General features: G+C 69.9%; 16 protein-coding genes and 1 pseudogene. 7 read left to right on the top strand and 10 right to left on the bottom strand.

The annotated features are described in order from the left end of the window. Positions 1 to 53 precede the first annotated feature (53 nt). From ACFXIV_RS03475 to ACFXIV_RS03455, 5 genes are all read left to right on the top strand, one after another. Positions 54 to 2,222 (top strand): acyltransferase family protein, encoded by a 2,169-nt coding sequence (locus ACFXIV_RS03475; RefSeq protein WP_379400412.1) that lies wholly within the window; start codon positions 54 to 56, stop codon positions 2,220 to 2,222. Positions 2,223 to 2,309: 87 nt separating this feature from the next. Further along, positions 2,310 to 3,089, top strand: a complete 780-nt coding sequence (locus tag ACFXIV_RS03470; protein ID WP_379400413.1) for an META domain-containing protein — start codon at positions 2,310 to 2,312, stop codon at positions 3,087 to 3,089. A 71-nt stretch (positions 3,090 to 3,160) separates the two neighbouring features. Beyond that, positions 3,161 to 3,715, top strand: coding sequence for an exonuclease domain-containing protein (locus ACFXIV_RS03465; protein ID WP_379400414.1), 555 nt, complete (start codon positions 3,161 to 3,163; stop codon positions 3,713 to 3,715). A 279-nt stretch (positions 3,716 to 3,994) separates the two neighbouring features. Next, entirely contained in the window at positions 3,995 to 6,286 is a 2,292-nt protein-coding gene (locus tag ACFXIV_RS03460) for a thiamine pyrophosphate-dependent enzyme (RefSeq protein WP_379400415.1), read from the top strand. Between the two features lie 540 nt (positions 6,287 to 6,826). After that, entirely contained in the window at positions 6,827 to 7,768 is a 942-nt protein-coding gene (locus ACFXIV_RS03455; RefSeq protein WP_379400416.1) for a M56 family metallopeptidase, read from the top strand. 38 nt (positions 7,769 to 7,806) lie between these two features. On the opposite strand, the gene ACFXIV_RS03450 is transcribed toward ACFXIV_RS03455, so the two are convergent. From ACFXIV_RS03450 to ACFXIV_RS03430, 5 genes and pseudogenes are all read right to left on the bottom strand, one after another. Continuing rightward, positions 7,807 to 9,129, bottom strand: coding sequence for an MDR family MFS transporter (locus ACFXIV_RS03450; protein WP_379400417.1), 1,323 nt, complete (start codon positions 9,127 to 9,129; stop codon positions 7,807 to 7,809). 191 nt (positions 9,130 to 9,320) lie between these two features. After that, positions 9,321 to 10,409: pseudogene (locus ACFXIV_RS03445) on the bottom strand (PLP-dependent cysteine synthase family protein); the annotation flags it as partial. Between the two features lie 100 nt (positions 10,410 to 10,509). Then, positions 10,510 to 10,899 carry a hypothetical protein gene (locus ACFXIV_RS03440; RefSeq protein ID WP_379400418.1) on the bottom strand — a complete coding sequence of 130 codons (390 nt, stop codon included), beginning with the start codon at positions 10,897 to 10,899 and terminating at the stop codon, positions 10,510 to 10,512. Between the two features lie 294 nt (positions 10,900 to 11,193). Further along, positions 11,194 to 11,568, bottom strand: a complete 375-nt coding sequence (locus ACFXIV_RS03435) for a BlaI/MecI/CopY family transcriptional regulator (RefSeq protein WP_364612631.1) — start codon at positions 11,566 to 11,568, stop codon at positions 11,194 to 11,196. A gap of 306 nt (positions 11,569 to 11,874) precedes the next feature. Continuing rightward, the gene (locus ACFXIV_RS03430; protein ID WP_379400419.1) at positions 11,875 to 12,237 is read right to left on the bottom strand and encodes an ACT domain-containing protein; all 363 of its coding nucleotides are present in this window, start codon (positions 12,235 to 12,237) and stop codon (positions 11,875 to 11,877) included. Positions 12,238 to 12,356: 119 nt separating this feature from the next. On the opposite strand from ACFXIV_RS03430, the gene ACFXIV_RS03425 reads away from it, so the two are divergent. Further along, positions 12,357 to 13,181 carry a TIGR02452 family protein gene (locus tag ACFXIV_RS03425; protein WP_379400420.1) on the top strand — a complete coding sequence of 275 codons (825 nt, stop codon included), beginning with the start codon at positions 12,357 to 12,359 and terminating at the stop codon, positions 13,179 to 13,181. Between the two features lie 167 nt (positions 13,182 to 13,348). On the opposite strand, the gene ACFXIV_RS03420 is transcribed toward ACFXIV_RS03425, so the two are convergent. The 5 genes from ACFXIV_RS03420 to ACFXIV_RS03400 form a co-directional block, all read right to left on the bottom strand. Next, a complete protein-coding gene (locus tag ACFXIV_RS03420) occupies positions 13,349 to 14,005 on the bottom strand; it encodes a response regulator (RefSeq protein WP_379400421.1) in 657 nt (218 codons plus the stop codon). After that, positions 13,972 to 15,093, bottom strand: a complete 1,122-nt coding sequence (locus tag ACFXIV_RS03415) for a sensor histidine kinase (protein ID WP_379400422.1) — start codon at positions 15,091 to 15,093, stop codon at positions 13,972 to 13,974. The genes ACFXIV_RS03420 and ACFXIV_RS03415 overlap by 34 nt, the downstream gene beginning before the upstream one ends. Positions 15,094 to 15,098: 5 nt before the next feature. After that, a complete protein-coding gene (locus tag ACFXIV_RS03410) occupies positions 15,099 to 15,587 on the bottom strand; it encodes a hypothetical protein (RefSeq protein ID WP_379400423.1) in 489 nt (162 codons plus the stop codon). Positions 15,588 to 15,671: 84 nt separating this feature from the next. Continuing rightward, a complete protein-coding gene (locus tag ACFXIV_RS03405; protein ID WP_379400424.1) occupies positions 15,672 to 16,448 on the bottom strand; it encodes an enoyl-CoA hydratase-related protein in 777 nt (258 codons plus the stop codon). A gap of 50 nt (positions 16,449 to 16,498) precedes the next feature. Then, the gene (locus ACFXIV_RS03400; RefSeq protein ID WP_379400425.1) at positions 16,499 to 18,853 is read right to left on the bottom strand and encodes a galactose oxidase-like domain-containing protein; all 2,355 of its coding nucleotides are present in this window, start codon (positions 18,851 to 18,853) and stop codon (positions 16,499 to 16,501) included. Positions 18,854 to 19,014: 161 nt separating this feature from the next. Between ACFXIV_RS03400 and ACFXIV_RS03395 the strand changes: the two genes are divergently transcribed. After that, positions 19,015 to 19,434: a hypothetical protein gene (locus ACFXIV_RS03395; protein WP_379400426.1), complete on the top strand. Its 420-nt coding sequence runs from the start codon at positions 19,015 to 19,017 to the stop codon at positions 19,432 to 19,434. Positions 19,435 to 19,442 lie beyond the last annotated feature (8 nt).

Raw genomic sequence — 19,442 nt, 5'->3', positions numbered from 1 at the left:
CACCCGGAGAGTCGCGGTGACATGGCCCACCCGATCGATAACAATGCAGCCCCATGGCGGACACGGCCGGGAGCGGATTGATAAATCGGCAGGCAGACCGGGTTCAGCATGCATCGCCGCCCCGGGAGGGATTTCGTCCCGATATCGAAGGGTTGCGAGCAGTCGCGGTCCTGGCCGTCGTGTTCTTCCATGCGGGTGCGCCCGGGCTCGGTGGTGGATTCGTCGGCGTGGATGTCTTTTTCGTGATATCGGGCTTCCTGATCACCGGCATACTCAGCCGGGAGGCGACGGCCACCGGCACCATCGAGCTGGCCCGGTTCTATGGTGCACGGGCTCGTCGGCTGCTGCCCGCGGCGAGCATCGTCCTGGTCACCACCGCGATCGGCGCGGCGGTGCTGCTGCCGCCGCTGCAGGCCCGCCAGGTCCTCGGCGACGGGATCGCGAGCGCGTTGTACGCCGGGAACTACCGGCTCGCCCTGCACGGTACCGACTACCTCGCCGCCGATGCGCCGCCGTCGCCGTTCCAGCAGTTCTGGTCGCTCGGTGTGGAAGAGCAGTTCTATCTGCTGTGGCCGGTGGTCATCATGGCGACGGCCTGGCTCGTGCGGCGGCGACGAACCGGATCGGCCACACTGCGGCCGTATCTGATCGTGCTCGCGGTTGTCGCAGCAGCCTCGTTCACGATCTCGCTGGCGTGGACCCGTGTGCTGCCGCCCTGGGCCTTCTTCTCGCTGCCCGCTCGGGCCTGGGAGCTGGCGGTCGGCGGCATGGTGGCGCTCTCGGCCGTCGCATGGTCCCGGCTGCCGAAATCGGTGGCCGTGCTCGTCGGATGGATCGGCCTGGTCCTGATCGTCATGGCCTGCACCCAGCTGAACGGCAGGACACCGTATCCCGGCGTCGCGGCGCTGGTACCTGTCCTGGGCGCGGCCCTGGTGATCGTGTCCGGCTGTGCCGCACCACGATTCGGGGCCGGCCGGGTACTGGCTCCGGCTCGGGTGCGGGCGATCGGCGGCCTGTCCTACACCTTGTATCTGTGGCACTGGCCGGTGTTGCTACTGGCGCCCCTGGCGCTCGGCCACCCGCTCGGGCGGGTCGGCGCACTCGGCGCGGTCATGATGAGCGGCGGACTCGCCCTGCTGACGCACTGGTCGGTCGAGAATCCGGTCCGCTTCGCCGCACAGCTGCGCAGCTCTGCCAGGCTCAGCCTCGCCTGTGGCGGCGCGTGCACTGCAGTCGCCATCTGTGTGGCGGTGGTACTGCTCGTGCTCGTCCCCGCCCCGGTCGGCCGCGGTATGTCGGCGCCGGCGCTCACACTCGTCGCACCCCCTGCCCCGTCCGCGCCGGCCGCCGACCCCCGCGAGGAGGCGGTTCGGCAGCTGGTGACACAAACCCAGTCGGCGGTCGCCGCCTCGGCCGAAATCCGGGCTGTCCCATCGAATCTCACCCCCTCGCTCGGCAACGCGTCCGGCGACAAGGCAGACGTGTTCACCAACGGGTGTGTGCGCTCCTGGCGCGAGGTGGGCCAGCCCGAGTGTGCCTCGGGTGATCCGGACTCGGCCACCACGGTGGCCCTGGTCGGTGATTCGCACGCCGCGATGTGGAGTCCGGCGTTGGAGCCGATCGCGGCGGCGCGGGGCTGGCGGCTGGAAACCATGGCGAAGGTCACCTGCCCACTGCTGGACCTGCCCATCACGAGTCCTTATCTGGACCGGGAGTACACCGAATGCGAGCAATGGCGAGGCCAGGTGCTGGCCCGCCTGCAGAGCGAACGCCCACGGCTGATCGTGGTGAGCATGTCCCGACGCTATGGCGGAGACTTCGGCTTCGTCTCCTATGACGCTGCCTGGATCGATGGCCTGACCCGCCTGGTTGCCCAGCTGCGCGCGATCGGCTCGACCGTCCTCGTTCTCGGGCCGATCCCCGATCCGCACACCACCGTGCCGGCATGCCTGTCCGAGCACATCGACGATGCCTTGGCATGCACCCCCGAGCGACCGGTCGCGGTGAACGACGCGGGTGTCGTGGCCGAGCAGACTGCGGCCGTCGCCGGAGGCGGCCGGTACGCCGACCTCACCTCGCTGTTCTGCACTGCTGTCCGCTGTCCCCTCATCGTCGGCAACACCCTGGTGTACCGCGACGACAACCATGTCACCGTCAGCTACGCCCGGACACTCGGACCGGCCATCGGCGCACTCACCGACCAGGCGCTCGCCCAGGGCTGAGCTGCGCGGGCTCGTGCGTGAACTCGATCGGGCGGACGCTCGCGTCCGCCCTCCGGATGCCGGTGCGATCGCCGTACGATCGGGGATATGCCAGCAACTCGTCTGTGGGTCTTGCTCGCGCTGACCGCCGTGACCGCGGCCGGATGCTCCTCCAACGGCGGCGTCAACGACATCCCGCCCGCCTCGCTCATGGGCCGCTCCTTCGTCTCGACCGCGGTGGCGGGCACCCCGATCCCGGGTGGCGGGCCGCTGACCCTGGCCTTCGCCGACGGGCGCATCTCGGCCACCTCCGGCTGCAATACCGCCACCGGACCCGTTGACCTGCAAGGCAATACAATCCAGGTGGGTGAGATGGCGACCACGCTCATGGCATGCCCGGGCGATCTCGCGGGCGCGGACGGCTGGCAGGACGGGCTGCTGCGCTCCCAGCCGACCTGGACGCTGGCCGGTGACACGCTCACCGTGAAGGGCAACGGCTCCACCGTCACCATGCTCGACCGCAAGGCCGCCCACCCGGACAAACCGCTGATCGACACGCCCTGGATCGTGACCGCCCTGCTGAGCCCCGACGCCGAGGTCCACTCGGCCACCCTCGACGAGGTCCGCCCCGCCCTCACCATCACCCCGGACGGCGAGGTTTCGGGCAGCGCGGGCTGCAACAGCATGACCGGCACGGCCCAGATCGACGACGGCACTGTCACCTTCCAGATCGCGACCACCCGCATGACGTGCGACCCGCAGGTCATGGAGGTCGAGCAGCAGGTGCTGCAAGCACTGGACGGAAAGACCAAGGCCACCATCGATTCCAACGAACTCACCATCCGCAACTCCGGCAACGACACGGGATTGAAACTGCGCGCGGAGTGAGTGGTGCTCCGGTGCCAAGCCACCGAAAATCGTTGTCGTGCGCGGATATCCACGCACTAGCGTGCGGTCGTATGGACGAGAGATATCTGAATGTGGTGGATGTGGAGGCCACCTGCTGGGAGGGGCCCAATCCGCCGGGACAGCCGAACGAGATCATCGAGATCGGATTGTGCGTGCTCGATACGGTCACCCGGGCGCGGGTGCGCAAGCACAGCATTCTGGTGCGACCCGAGCGTTCGACCGTCAGCGAGTTCTGTACCCAACTGACCACACTCACGGCGGACCAGGTGGCGGCGGGAATCGGGTTCGCGGAGGCCTGCGAGTTGCTGCGCACCGAATTTCATGCCGATTCGCGGCCGTGGGCGAGCTGGGGTGACTACGACCGCAAGCAGTTCACCGCGCAGTGCGCGGGGACGGGGGTGCGGTACCCGTTCGGCAGCAGGCACACCAATGCCAAGCTGGCCTTCTCGGTCGCGCGGGACACCAAGTGGCGGTACGGGATGGCGGAGGCATTGCGGCTGGCGGGGCTGCCCCTCGAGGGGACCCACCATCGCGGCGGGGACGACGCCTGGAACATCGCCGCGTTGATCACCGACATGCTGGCGCGCGACGTCTGGCCGCGCTGAGCAGTTGCGACCGCGGCTTCGGAAATAGACAGCCATGACTGCGGAATCACTGGAATACTTCCGAACAGATCATCAACATGATGGAAATATGCCCGCTACGGGCCTGGACCCGGCACTCTGGACAGACTGGCCGACAGATCCGATGTTGCCGCTGATCGCGCGGTGTCACACCTACGCTGAGGTCCCGGCGAACTCGAACCATGGGAGGGCGTCATCAACGATCGGGAAGCTGAGCTGGATCAGTGGTTTCGCGCGGAGGTGGCGGCGACGACGCCGGGAGTGGCTCGCGCGCACCGGGAACCGATCGACGCCGCCACCGGATTGACCGGGGCGCGGTGCCTCGAACTGTTCGACGCCCAGGCCGCGTCCCGGCAGCTGGATCTGGCCGCGCGGCGGCTTACCCGGGAAGGGCACGGGTACTACAGCATCGGTTCGTCGGGACATGAGGGCAATGTCGCGGTGGCGGCGGCGCTGCGGGTCACCGATCCGGCGCTGCTGCACTATCGGTCCGGCGCGTTCTTCGTGCACCGCGTCCGGCAGGTGCCCGGCCTGGATCCGCTCCGCGATGTGATGCTGGGTGTCGTGGCGGCGGCCGCGGACCCGATTTCCGGTGGGCGGCACAAGGTTTTCGGTAGCAAGCCGGCCCACATCATTCCGCAGACCTCCACCATCGCCTCGCACCTGCCGCGCGCGGTCGGCCTGGCCTTCGCCCTCGACCGGGCCGCACAACTGCGCCTGCACACCGAATGGCCCGAGGATGCGGTGGTGGTGTGCAGTTTCGGCGACGCCTCGGCCAACCATTCGACCGCGGCGGGGGCCATCAATGCCGCGATCCACACCGCCCACCAGGGCGTGCCGATGCCGATCCTGTTCGTGTGCGAGGACAACGGCCTGGGCATCAGCGTGCCCACTCCGCGCACCTGGATCGAGCAGGCCTACGGGTCCCGGCCGGGACTCGCGTACTTCGATGCCGACGGCACGGACCTGCCGGCCGCGCTGGCGGCGGCGACCGCAGCCGCGGATCACGTACGCGCACACCGGAAACCGGCCTTCCTGCGGCTGCGCACCGTGCGGCTGCTCGGCCACGCGGGCTCCGATGTGGAATCGGCCTACCGCCGCCCCGCCGACATCACCGCCGACCTGCGCCGCGACCCGGTGACCGCCACCGCCCGCCTGCTCGTCACCACCGGCGTCACCACCCCCGCCGAGATCGTCAGGCGCTACGACGAGATCGGCGACCAGGTCGCCAAGGCCGCCGAAGCAGCCTGGCACGAACCGAAATTGCACTCGGCCGCCGAGATCACCGCCCCGCTCGCCCCCGCCCGCCCGGCTCTGGTCCGCGCCGATGCCCTGCGCACCGCCGATCTCACGCCCCCGGCCGCGGCTGCCGTGGACTCGGCGACCGCGACCGCCGGTCCGGCCCCGGCTGCCGAGGACGCGGCAGGTGCGATATCCGACCTGGCCTCCGCCATGCGAGCCTCCGGCGCGGTATCAGCGAACCCGGCTGCGGCACAAGCGATCTCGTCCGCAGCGTCTCCTTCACCGGTTTCCGGCGAGCCCCTCACCCTGGCGCAGGCGGTGAATCACACACTGGCGGAGTTGCTGGCTCGCGATCCGGATGTGCTGGTGTTCGGGGAGGATGTGGGGCGTAAGGGTGGAGTGTACGGGGTGACGAAGGGGTTGCAGCAAAGTTTCGGAGTACGAAGGGTTTTCGACACACTGCTCGATGAGCAGAGTGTGCTGGGGACCGCGCTGGGGGCGGGGCTGGCGGGGTTCGTGCCGATTCCGGAGATTCAGTACCTGGCGTACGTGCACAATGCCGAGGATCAGTTGCGGGGGGAGGCGGCGACACTGTCCTTCTTCTCGGGCGGGCGGTACCGCAATCCGGTGGTGGTGCGGATCGCCGGGCTGGCCTATCAGAAGGGGTTCGGCGGACATTTCCACAATGACAATTCCCTTGCGGCGCTACGGGATATCCCCGGCCTGGTGATCGCCACGCCGGCCCGGGCCGATGACGCGGCGGCGATGCTGCGCACGTGTGTGTCGGCGGCGCGGGTGGACGGGCGGGTGTGCGTGTTCCTCGAGCCGATCGCGCTCTATCACACCCGGGACCTGTATCGCGCCGGGGACAGCGGCTGGCTGGCGCCGATTTCCGGTGTGCGCCATGCCGAGATCGGGCGCGCCCGCGTGTACGGCACCGGCGCGGATCTCACCATCGTGAGCTTCGGCAATGGCGTGCCGATGAGCCTGCGGGTGGCGGAGCGGCTGGCCGCGCAGGGGATTCACGCGCGGGTGCTGGATCTGCGCTGGCTGGCGCCGCTGCCGGTGGCGGATCTGCTCGAGCATGCCCGCGCCACGGGCCGGGTGCTCGTCGCCGACGAGACCCGCCGCAGCGGAGGCGTTTCCGAGGCGGTGTGCGCGGTGTTGCTGGATGCCGGGTTCGAGGGCCGCGTGGCCCGTGTCACCAGCGCCGACAGTTTCGTGCCGCTGGGTCCGGCCGCCGCGGCGGTGCTGCTGGACGAGGCGGCGATCGAGGGCGCCGCCCACGCGCTGCTGACCGCTCCGCGGTAACAACGGGTGGGGCCGGGGTTGCTCGCGGAAAACACCCGGCCCCACCCGTGGTCGACGCCGGTCCGGTCGGCGTCCCGGTGCCGTCGAGGGAACGACACCCGGCCTATCTACGTATCAACTACGTAGATACGTAATACCGGAGAATCGCCGCCGAGCGCAAGCACGCCCGGTCGATTCATGCGGTTCTCCTACCCCGGCACGGCGAGTCGGCGGCGCGTCCGCGCAGGCCGGCCCGCACGCCCGCCATCACACAGAGAGCGACACAGCGGGCGAGGGTCACAGTGGCTGGATGTCGTGCCATGCGCCATGCCGCTTCGGTTCGGGTCGACATCGGTTCTCCTGTCGCCGGTTTCGGAGTTATACCCCCAGCGGGTATTTGGACACTATACCCAACAGGGGTATCGGACATGGTGCTCCTGCCGGGCGCCTGCGGCGGCCGTGACGCCGCGGGAGTAAGCCTGCCCTCAGTTTTGCCCTCTACACTCGTGCCCATTCCACGGGAGGAGATCGGATGCGAGCAGCGCGATCGCGGGTGCCGGCATGAGCGTCGCCGTCTGTCTGCTGCTGTACGGATTCGCCGTGGCCGTGCTCGCGCCCCGGCTGCTGCGCCGGCTCAGCACCGAGGGGGCAGCGCCGCGGATCGCGGTGGCGGCCTGGCTGGCGGCCATGGCCTCGACCGTGCTGGCCTGGACGGTGACGTTGGCGATCATCATCATCGACCTTGTCACGCACCGGATTTCGCTCTTCCCCGCCCGATTCATGGACAGCTGCCTGCTGCACCTGCACGACGCGGCGGTCGGCGACTACGGCGGGCACATGCAGACGGGGCTTTTCGCATTGTCGGGATTCGCCACGCTCGCCGTGCTGGTGCTGGCGGTGCGGCTCGGCACCACCCTGTTGCGCTCGCGCCGCACCACTCTCGAGCACGCGCGCATGGCCCGGCTCGCCGGACGCCACCACCCCGGCCTGGACGCGGTCGTGCTGGAGGTCGATCATCCGGCCGCGTATTGCGTTGCGGGCAAACCCCATACGATCGTGGTCAGCCGCGGCGTGCTGGCCGCGCTCGAGGACCATCACCTCGATGCGGTGCTCTCCCACGAGCGCGCCCACCTGGACGGCCGCCACCACCTGCTGCTCACCCTCACCCGCGGCCTGGCCACCGTGCTGCCGCGGGTCGAGCTGTTCACCCTGGGCGCCTCCGAGGTGGCGCGCCTGCTGGAGATGCTCGCCGACGATGTCGCCGCTCGAATCCACGGGCGCGACACCGTCTTACAGGCACTGCTGACCCTCTCCACCCTCCCCACCCCGCCCGCGACCACCGAGGCCGCACTGCTGCCCCGGGTCCGCCGCCTCTCCGCACCGGAGAACCCGCCCCGCCTGCACACGCGCATCGCGGTCACCGCGATCACGCTCACCGCCGTGTTCATCCCGGTGGCGGCCATCGTCACCGCCGGCATCGGCATCCAGGTCTGTGCCGTCTAGCCGGGACCCGGCGCTGATCGCCGCGCCGGGTCCCGGGCTCAGCGCCGCACCGGTAGCGGCCGGGTCGGATAGTCGACCCGCCGACCCGCATGCGATGACGGATCGTCGATCGGCGTGCGATGCCTGCCGATGGAGGCCGGATCCCGATCGGACGAATTCAGGACATGCAAGGCGAAGGCAGCCAGCGCGCCGATGACCGCGAGACCGAGCCACACCGCCCAGTCCGCCCCGACGGCATGCGCCGCACCCAGTAGCGCACCCGTCGCGAGATTGCCGACCAGGATACCGATCCCCACCACCGTGTTGTAGAAGCCGTAATGCGTGGCTACCAGGCGATTCCCCGACAGGGAGACCACGGTGTCCATCTCGAACGGGAACACCGCCGCCGTGCCGACCGCCAGCACGGCCGCCGCCATCAGCAGTGCGCCGATGGCCACCGGCGCTCCGAAGGGCCGCGGTCCGGGCAGGATCGCCAGCGGCACGAACGCCACCGCCAGCAGGGTCACACCGACCACCAGACCCCGGCCGGTCCCCCAGCGTTTGCGGAACCAGGCGGTAATGCGCAGCTGCCCCGCGACCGCGACCAGGCCGGAGATCACGAACAGCGCCGAGGTGAGCGTCTGCGCCCGCGCACCGGCCAGGTACTCGGCCTGCAGGGGCAGCGCCAGATACACCTGGAACGACAGCACATACGAGCCGGTCATGGCCAGTGCGAACGCGACGAAACGGCGATTGGCGACGACGGTGCGCCAATCCTCCAGCACCGAGGTCCGCACGGCCGGTTCGGCACCGCGGCGCGCGGGCAGAGCGAACAGCTGCGCGACGGTGAGCAGCGCGAACACCACTGCCGCCGCGGCCGCCGTGGCCCGGAAATCCAAGGCCAGCAGCGCCAATCCGACCAGCGGGCCCGCCAGCATCCCGGCCTGGTAGAAGACGTTGAACACCGCGAACGCCTCCACCCGGCGCTCCCCCGCCTCCGCGGCCAGATAGGCCCGCACCGCCGGATTGAACAGCGCCCCCGCGAATCCCGTTGCCGCCGAGGCGATGAGCAGACCCGGCAGATCCGACGCGAACACCAGCAGCGCGAAACCGGCTGTCCGCAACAGACATCCGGCCACGATCAGCGGCTTGTACCCCAGCCGATCCGCCAGCGTGCCGCCCACCAGGAACATCCCCTGCTGCGAGAAGTTCCGTACACCCAGCACCAGCCCCACCGCCCACGCCGCCAAACCCAGCGGCCCGGACAGGTACCCGGCCAGATACGGCATCAGCATGTAGAACCCGAGGTTGATGCCGAACTGATTGACCATCAGCAGCTGCGCGGCCCGATCGAACCCGCGGAACTTCGCCACGATATTCACGACAGCGGCTCCTCGACGTCGCGTGCGCTCGCCGAACCGAGTACCGGATTCCCCACCGGCTCACCAGCTCCGGGCACCACCGCCGTCGGACGAGCGGCCACACCACCGCCCGGACCGCAACCGGGAATCGGGCCGACCGTGTTCGCGATCAGCGCCGGAGCGCCGTCGCGGGCCCCCGTCTCCGACACCCGGGGGTCGACAACCGTGGAGCAGCGGGTCCACTTCTCCACCTGCCGGTCCCGGGGATGAGCGATCGTGTCCGGCGCGGTGGGTTGCGCAGCGCCGAGCAGTCCGTGTGCGGCGCAATAGGAATCGTTGTAGATGGTGTCGAAGTAGCGATGCGGACCGTCGGGGAAGACGGCGGCGATCCGGGTACCCGGCGCGTGGGTGCGGGCCGCCCACCCGGCCACCAGCGCGACCGCACCGACGCTCCAGCCACCGCTGGCGAGGTAGGCGGCGGCCAGGGTGCGGCAGGCCCAAACGGCTTCGGCCGGTGCGACCCAGTGGATTTCGGTGAAGGCGGCATAGTCGACATTGCGCGGGTGGATGCTGGAGCCGAGGCCGCGCATGAGGCGCGGGCCCGCCTGCTGGCCGAAGATGGTGGAGGCCACGGTGTCCACACCGATCAGGGACAGGTCCGGGTTGGTGCGGCGCAGGGCACGGGCGACACCGGCGGAATGGCCGCCGGTCCCGACGGCGCAGACCAGGACGTCGACACCGCCGAGCTGTTCGATCAACTCCCGGGCCAGCGACTCGTAGCCGTCGACATTGTCGGGATTGCTGTACTGGTCCGGGCACCACGCGCCGGGCTCGGCCGCCAGCAGTTCGGCGACCCGATCGCGGCGCGCCTGCTGCCAGCCGCCGACCGGATGCGGCTAGGACACCAGCTCCACGTGGGCCCCGTAGGCCGCGAGCAGCTGCGCGACCATGGGTTCGAGCCCCGGATCGGTCACCACCGTCACCGGATGCCGGTACACCAGCCCCGCCAGGGCCAGCCCCAACCCCAGTGTGCCGCTGGAGGATTCGATGATCCGGCCGCCGGGCGCCAGTACTCCCCGTTCCCGGGCGCGCCGCACCATGTGCAGCGCGGGCCGGTCCTTCATCCCGCCCGGATTGCGCCCCTCGAGCTTGGCCCAGAAGCCGAGCCCCGGGGGCGCGAACGGCTCCCCCACCCACAGCACCGGCGTATTGCCCACCAGCGCGCGGGGTTCCCGGGCCAGGCCGGGAACCCCGGAACGGCCGGTGATCGTGTCGAAGTCGTCGAGCAGACCTTTGTCCATGACTGTCGCTTTCGGTATCGGACCGCCGCGGCGGCGGCATGACGTGCACGGCAACGGACTCCGGCCCGGGGCAGGACGCCCAGGGCCTGTCGCCGGCCGATCAGCGTCGGTCGATACACAGGCGGGTCAGCAGCATTCGGCCGCCGACCGCGTAATCGGGTGGCCCCCGGACGCCGTGGGACACGGCGGCGATTCCGGTATCCGCAGGTCCGGCCGCCGGGATAACGGGATCGGCTGCCGCCTCCGGCGGGTGTTCCGCGCCGGGCGAGGCCGTCCGGATCGCGTCCTCGACATGCGGGTCGCAGTGCACGGATTCGCCGCCGTGCGGTCCCGGATCCCCCGGTTCGCCCGGGGCGATCGACACCGCTTCCAGCGGGCGCGCATGGTCGGACCCATCGCCGAGCGCGCAACCGGCAATCGCGGCGAGCAGCACCAGCCCCGAGCCGAGCAGCACCCACAGCGACCGGCCGAACCCGCCGACACGACCCACCGCCGACACCTCCCGCCTCGAATCCGACTGCCCGGCCGATGTTTTGACCGACCGGTTTCCTCGCCGGCATGTCATTGACACACCCTCGAAACAATCTACTATCTACGTACGTAGTTAGTTGGGAGCCGGTGATCGGGCTCACGCCCGGCCGAGGCGAATCCGAGGCAAAGCGACAGGACACGCATGAGGTTTGCGCAATCGGCCACCCGACACGCCGAACCCGCGGCCGACATACGGCAGCACACCACTACCGGTGGCGGCGGCGGGAATCGAGGTGGCGTGCAGACCCTTCGGTCAGCGCAGTTTGGAGCGCGCGAGTTTGCGCAGGGCCGCGCGCAGGCCCTCGGACTCCTCGGCGCTCATCTGCTCCACGAAGTGCGCGAGCACCAGATCCGAACGACCGCCGCTGCCCAGCGCCTCACGCATGAGGCGGGCGCTGTACTCCTCGCGGCTCAGGGTGGCCCAGTATCGGTAGGCCTTGCCGACGCGTTCGCGTTCCAGCCAGCCCTTGCGATGCAGATTGTCCATGGTGGACATGACGGTGGTGTATGCGATGTCGCGCTCGCCGGCCAGCTCGTCGAACACTTCCCGGACCGTCGTCTTGCCGGAGCGGTCCCAGATGCGTTCGATGACGACCGCTTCCAGATCTCCGAAGCCTCGCGCACTCACGTCTGACGTCTCCTCACCTCACGGCTCAGCCGATTCCGCGTCGCGTGTCGGCCCACTGTCCTGGTGCGCACCCGATCGTAGGGTGATCGCCGGTATGGACTCAAGCCGCCCCGGGCGCCGGGGGCGCGCCCGCTCATACGTTCTACGTACGTAGACAGTAATATGGTGCACCCGTGGGCCGTCCCACGCAACCGGAGAGCGGGACAACGCCGGACCGGCATTTCTCACACCTGACAGCCCCCGCCCGCCGACCGCGGCGCGGTATCAGCCGGCGATGCGGTGCCGTCAGCCGGCGATGCGGTGCCATCAGTCGGCGATGCGATGCCCCGCGTCACGCAGCGCCGCCGAAGCCTCCTCCAGCCGATGTGCCGGAACCAGCACCAGATCCGCGTGGAAGGTGGAGGCGACGAACACCGGGATCGACGACTCCCCCAGCGGCCCGATCAAGGCGGCCAGCGTGCCGGGTGCGTTCAGGCTGCCCGCGTCGACACCGTAGAAGCCCTTCCAGGTCTCCCCCTCGGCCCACGCGGGCGCCTCGCGAATCACGGTGAGCCCCTCCGGCGCCCGCACCAGGGCGATCCACTCGTCATCCTCCGGGAAGGTGGAATTCGGCAGATGATCCACCGCGAACTGCGACGGGACGATCCGCAAACGCTGGGAGCCGGTCATGGCGACATCGTAGGCCGAAGGTCGGACAAACCCGGTGCGTGCACCACGACAGCCCAGTATTGGTGTCTGCGACTAAAATTCGGATGCCATCCCCGGTCCCGGCCCGTATGGTCACTGAAATGAGTACCCGCCCACAACAAATCGCCGACGAGAACGAGCGGATCGCCGCCCTCGGCACCTATCGTGCGGCCGACGGCACCCTCGTCGACATCACCGACGCACTGTCCGAGGCACGCGCCCGGACCCACTGCTTCGAACCCGACGAGGAGCTCTACAACCGAGACCTCGGACCGTTCACCGGACGCCCCGAGGTCACCGCCGAAGGCAGCATGCAGGCCGCGCGCCGGCTACACGGGGAAGGCGGAAAGGCCATCGCCGTCCTCAATTTCGCCTCCGCCCGCAACCCCGGCGGCGGCTACCTCCGCGGTGCCCGCGCCCAGGAGGAAGACCTGTGCCGCAGCGCCCTGCTCTACCGCTGCCTGCTCGAGACGCCCCGCTACTACGAGGCCCACCGCGCATCCGACGACCTCCGCTACAGCCATCGCGTCATCTTCACCCGCGAGGTCCCGGTCATCCGCGACGACCGCGGCGCGCTCACCGCGCACACCTTCACCACCTCGTTCCTGACCTCACCCGCCCCGAATGCTGGTGCACTGGCGGACCGTTCGGGCGAACGGGTCGATGTTCGCGAGATCCTGATCGCCCGCGCCGAGCGGGTGCTCGCCGTCGCCGCCCACGAGCGCGTCCGCGAATTGGTCCTCGGCGCGTGGGGATGCGGCGTGTTCCGCAATGACCCGAACGAGGTCGCCGAGGCCTTCGATCGGGCGCTCCAGATCCACGGCGCCGCCTTCGATCGCGTCGTGTTCGCCGTCTGGGACCGCTCCCCCGTCTCGGCCAACCGCGCCGCATTCGAAGCCCGCTTCGGGCAAGCGGTTTCCCCCTAGCGGCGGCGAAATCCGATGGCGGGCACCGCTCTTCTCAGCTGGGTGTGCTGAACAGGTTCATGGTCCGAGTGTCGCGGCAGCGGTGCCGTACCAGCAATCCATGCTCAGATTGCAATATCTACAGACTCAGATAGTCGATTGAGGGCCGGTAGGCGAGGACCCCTCGCTCAGCGGGCCAGACCCGTGCGATGGGCGTAGGCGATGGCCTGGCCGCGATCGCGGACCCCGAGCTTGGCGAACAGCGAATTGATGTGGGTCTTCACGGTACTCACGCCGATGAACAGTTCCTTGGCGATCTCGGAGTTGTTGTGCCCCTGCGCCATCAGCCGCAGGACGTCCCGCTCGCGGTCGGTGAGGTCGGCGGGCGGTTCGGGTGGCGCGTCGAGGGCGGAGAGCAGGCGGCGGCCCACATCGGCGGCCAGGGTGGTGTGACCGCTCGCGACGGATCGGATGGCCGCGGCGATCTCGGCGCGACCGGCGTCCTTGGTGAGATATCCACGCGCACCCGCCCGCAGCGCGCCCGCGATGGAGGCGTCGTCGGCGTAGGTGGTGAGCACCAGAACCGCCGTCTCGGGATACCGGGCCGTGATGGCGGCGGTCGCGGCCACGCCGTCGATGCCGGGCATGCGCAGATCCATCAGCGCCACCCGGGGTTTCACCCGCCGTACCAGCTCGACCGCTTCCGCGCCGTCGCGGGCCTCCCCCACCACCCGCATATCGGGCAGCAGCGACAGCACCGTGGTGAGCCCGTCGCGCACGGTGGTCTGGTCGTCGGCCACCACCACCGTGATCACTTCCGCGGCAGCAGGATTCGCACCGTCCACCGACCCTCCTCCTTCCCGGCGGACAGCAGCCCGCCCGCCGCCTCGATCCGCTCCCGCATACCCAGCAGCCCCGCCCCCGATCCGGTGCCGCCGAGCGGCATCCGTTGCGCGGCAATCGGATTCGAAACCACCGCCTCCAGCGATGCGCCGCTCCCGCGCAGCGTGAGCGTAACCGGTTGCCCGGGTGCGTGTTTGCGCGCATTGGTGAGCGCCTCCTGTACCGCACGGGTCAGGGCCACCGCCGCCTGCTCGTTCGCCGGATCCACCGCGACATCGAATCGTTCGGCCAGCTGCCCGCCGGCGGCGCGGTGCTCCTCCATCACCCGGCGCAGCTCGGCCGACGCGTCGAAGCCGCCCGACCGCAGCGTGCCCACCACCCGGCGGGCGTCGGCCAGCCCGGACACCGCCAGCCGATGAGATGCCTTGACCCGCTCCGCGGCCCGGTCCGTCTCCCCCGCCTCCAACAGTGCGTCCGCGGCGTCGAGTTGGAGCACCAGACCGCCCAGAGTGTGGGCGAGCACATCGTGGATGTCGCGGGCGATTCGCCCGCGCTCGGCCAGCGCCGCCGCCCGGTCCCGTTCCTCGCGGATGATCCGATTCTGTTCCACCAGCATCCGATTGCGCTCCGCGCCGACCCGCGCCTGGCGGCGGCTCCAGCCCGCCAGGCCGACCACGACCACACCGACCAGCAATCCCACCAACGCCCCTGGACGCGCACCGTCCACCAGGATGGAGACGCACATGAGCATCGAGGTGGACACCGCGATCGCCAGACCGAACCACAGCGGCGCGCTCAGCACGCCGAGGGCGATGAATACCGTGGCCAGGGCCGTGATTCCGGAGCCGACCGACTGGGCGACGGTTGATCCCCCGCTGATGGCCATGACGCACAAGCAGATTCGTTCCTGCCGCCACTTCCGTGCGGGCATCACCACCCACGCCGCCCAACCCAGCCATGACAGCACCACCAGCGCCGCCACCCACGGCCGGTGGAACAGGGCCACACTCGCCGAGGAGGAGACCACGGCGACGAGCCCGACCAGGCGCAGCAGCCTGGACAGGCTCGAGGGTGGGTCGATGACGGACATCGGTCTCAGTGTGCCGCAACCGGGTGCGCCTGCTCGGCCCGCCGGGTCAGCACCAGCGCCCGGCCCGCCCGATTGAGCGCCACCACCAGCAGGATCGCCCCGACCGAGGTGACGGCCACCGCGCCGGCCAGGTGCGCGACCACGTCCACCCCGATGCGCGCCGCCAGCAGCACCAGCCACAGCAGCGATCCGGCCCACCCGGTGCGCGCCTCCAATCCCGCGGCGGTGCGGCGCACCTGGGACAGCACCCCCATCAGCACGCCGATCCCGACACCGAGCGCCGCCGACAAGGCCAGCAGCGCCACCGACATCACCCCGAGCCCGCCACCGGTGACCACGGACTTCATCTGCAGAAACCCCACCAGCCCGAGAATGATCGGTCCCCGCCACAGCCGATTGGCGTCGAGGGCCTGCCACTGGGTCTGCCGGTACATGATCCACCCGATCACCAGCACCGCCACCGCGCCGTCGACCACCGCATTCTGCAAGTTCATGCCTCTACGGTCGCCCCGCGAACCGCCTCCACCCACCACCCCAGGGTGGAGACCGGGTGGGATTCCCGCCCACCCACTCGCCGGTCAGTCGGGCCAGACGGGCGGGCGCTTCTCCAGGAAGGCTGCCATTCCCTCGCGGGCGCCGGGCAATTGGGAGGCGGCGGCCATGACCTCGCGGGCGAGGGTGTAGGCGTCGGCCTCGGGGCGGTCGAGCTGGGCGTAGAGGGTGCGTTTGCCGAGCGCCTTGCTCGCGCGGCTGCCGCGGGTGGCGCGGGCGAGCAGGTCGGCGACGGCGTCGTCGAGGTCGGCGTCGGGGACGGTGTAGTTGATCAGACCCCAGTCGACGGCCGTGCGGGCGTCGATGACCTCACCGGTGAGGGCCAGCTCCATGAGGCGTTTGCGGCCGATGGAACGGGCGACCGGGACGGCCGGGGTGTGGCAGAACCAGCCGCCCTTGCCGCCGGGGAGGGCGAAGCCCGCCGAATCGGCGGCGACGGCCAGGTCGCAGGACGCGACGAGCTGACAGCCGGCCGCGGTGGCCAGCCCGTGCACGCGGGCGATCACCACCTGCGGCACCGTCTCCAAGGTGGTCATGACCTGCTGGCAGAGGGTGAGCAGGTCGCGCACGCCGAGCAGGTCACGGGCGGCCACATCGGCGAAATCGTGGCCCGCGCTGAACACCGGCCCGGCGGCGGCGAGCACGATGCCGGTGGCGTCGGTGTCGCCCGCGGCGCGGAACGCGGCCAGCAGTTCGGTCAGGTGGTCGGCGGACAGCGCGTTGCGTCGGTCGGGTCGGTTCATGGTGACGGTGATGGTGTCGCCGTCGCGCTTCACGAGCAGGTGCCGGTACTCCGCGGTCATGCCTTCCACGGTAGTGCGGAGTACCGGCCCGGGATGTTGCATTTCTCAGGTCACACGGGTGCGGGCACGTCCGGATTCAGGTGCAGCCACTGCCCGGTCGAGGGAACGCCGTCGGTGTCCACCACGACCACGAGATACCAGCCGGGCGGGGCCAGCGCCGGGTTCGAGGGCAGCGTGACGGTGAGGGCGCCGGGCGCGGCCGGGGCGATCGGCAGGTCGATCAGCCGCTGGTTGTTGTCGCAGGAGTGGGTGCACGAGGTGGGATGCAGCAGGCTGGCCTCGCGCACGGCGGCCGTGGTGGTGATCGTCAGGGTCGCGCCGTATTCCGCTGTGCCGCTGGATATCTGGAATTCGGGCCGGGCGCCCTTGAACAGGTAGGGCGGCCAGAACATCTCGATGCGCAGTTCCTCTGTCTTGCGCAGCGGATTCGATCCGGCGGTCACCACCTTGCCGTCCGGTGTCAGCAGCGCCACCGAGTGGTACAGCCGCGCCACCCGCTCCGGCCCGGTGGGCGACCAGGTTCCGGCGACCGGATCGTAGATCTCGCCGTGCGGCGGCACCGAATCCGCCATCTCCTCCATGCTCGATCCGCCCGCGGCCAGCACCGTGCGGTCCGGCAGGATCACCGCGCACACGTGCATGCGGGCATACGCCATGGCAGGACCGGCCTGATAGGCCGGCGCGGCCGCGCTCAGATCCACGATCCGGGTGTCCGCGGAGGCCATGCCGGGACCGTGCGGGTCGACGCTGCCGCCGCCGATCAGCATCACCCGCTGCGCCTGCGCGGGCGGCAGCAGCACACTGGTGGACTGGCTGCGCGACTCCGGATCGACGAGCCCCGGCACCTCGGTGACCACACCGGTGGCGGTGTCCCAGATCGAGGGGTGCATACCGTTGTTGGTGCCGAACTGCCCGCCGGTGTAGAACACCCGGCCGTCGGCGAGCAGCACGAGGTGTGCGTAGGTCGGAATGGGTCCGGGCACAGGCAGTTTCGACCAGGTCAGCGTGGCGGGGTCGAACAACTCGGGCGTCTCCGACAGGAACCCGTCCTCCCCCAGGCCCGAGACCGCCACCACCGCACCGTTTTTCAGCGCGGTCAGGGTCGGATACCAGCGCCCGGAGACCATATCGGGCTGCCGGTTCCAGCTCAGCGACTGCGGGTCGAACAGCAACGCGTCACGTAGCCCGAGGAACGGGTCGTACTGCTCGGTCCCGCCCGCGGCCAGCAGCCGCCCGTCCGGTAGGAACGCCTGCCCGGAACAGAACATGTCGAAGGGCGTCGCGGGCGCGTCCAGTCCCGGATTCGGGTAGTGCCAGACCCGCGTGCGAAAGTCGTGGGCGTTCAACCGATCCGGGTCGTTACCGGATCCGGCGAAGAACAGCACATCGCCGGTGTGCAGCAGGGCGGCGTGCACCGGATTGATCTCGGTGCCGAAATCCAGGATGCGCCAGGTGCCCTGGGTGGCCGCGGTGGCCAGATCGGTGTCGAGGTCGAGCACGCGCAGGTATCCGGCATTGCCGCCCGGCGGATGGTCGATGGCGCACACCACCAGCTGCGGCAGTCCGCCGGCGCCGGGCAGCAGGGCGACCGCCGCGCCCTCGTTCTCCCGGAAACCCCAGTCCGGCACCTGCGACCAGCGGCTCCAGCCGTCGACGCAGTGCCCGGTTCCGTCCAGGCCCCAGCCGATGGTGTAGAGCCCGGCATTGCCGTTCTGCGGGTGGTCGATGGTGAAGACGATGAGTTCGGGCCGCCCGTCCCCGTCCAGGTCGGCGACGGTCATGCCCGCGCCCTGGTTCTCCCACCCCCACCAGTCCGGAATCGCCAGCCACGGTGTCCATTCCGCGACGGAGCCGTCCGCACCGAGACCTTTGGCGAGCCGGAACTGGCCGCTGTTCTGGCCGACCGGATCGTCGACGGTCATGACGACCAGGACCGGCTGCCCGTCGAGGTGGGTCAGGCAGATGTCGGCGCCCTGGTTCTCCCAGCCGTACCAGTCCGGAATCTGTTGCCACGCAGTCCATCCGCCGGTCACGGTGCCGTCGGGGGCGAGGTCGCGGCCGATGCGGAAGTAGCCCTGGTTCTGGCCGGCGGGGTTGTCGACCAGGAACACCACCATGTCCGGGCGGCCGTTGCCGTTCAGGTCGGCGATGGCGATGCCCGCGCCCTGGTTCTCCCAGCCCCACCAGTCGGGCACCTGCAGCCACGGGCCCCACTCGCGAACGGTGCCGTCGGCCCCCAGGGCGTGGCCGACTCGATAGTTTCCGGTGTTCTGACCTGGCGGATTATCGACCATGAGGACCACCGCGTCGAGGGTGCCGTCGCCGCTCAGATCGGCGACGGCGAGACCGCAATCCTGGTTGTCCGCTGAGAACCAATCCGGGATGGGAACGAATTGTCCTGCCACGCAACCAATCATGGCGGCCCGCGGCAATTCCGGCATCCGATGTTCGATGTCCGGATAGTCCGGATGCCCATTTACGCCAGGTTACGGAAAACGCACCCCGGCGACCCGGGCGCCCATTACCCTCCGAAACGCTCTCGTTTCACACCCCTGGAGGACATACCATGAGAAAGACAGTCTGGGCCAACGGCCTCGCACTCACCGCGGCCGCCATCCTGGCCTCCACCGGCACCGCGAATGCCGTCGGCAACAGCATGAGCACCGATGCCACCTTCAAGGTCGGCGTCGACATCCAGCCCGGTGTCTATAAGACCACGACGGCCGCCACCGTGTGCGCCTGGGCGCGGCTGTCGGGCATCACCAACGACACCAGCGCCACCATCCAGGCCGGCGGCGCGGTCAACGGCACCGTCACCGTCGAGATCAAGCCCACCGACGTCGCCTTCTACACCAGCGGCTGCGGCACCTGGACCCTGCAGACCACCACCACGAACACCGGCTCGTCGGGCCTGTCGAATCTGATCAGCGGCAGCGCGAGCGGCAGCAGCCTGCTCTCGACCGGCTCCGCCTCCGCCTCCAGCTAGCCGATCCG

It is taken from the genome of Nocardia sp. NPDC059236, assembly GCF_042754085.1.
Taxonomy (GTDB): domain Bacteria; phylum Actinomycetota; class Actinomycetes; order Mycobacteriales; family Mycobacteriaceae; genus Nocardia.
This window is presented reverse-complemented; position numbering and strand designations above follow the sequence as displayed.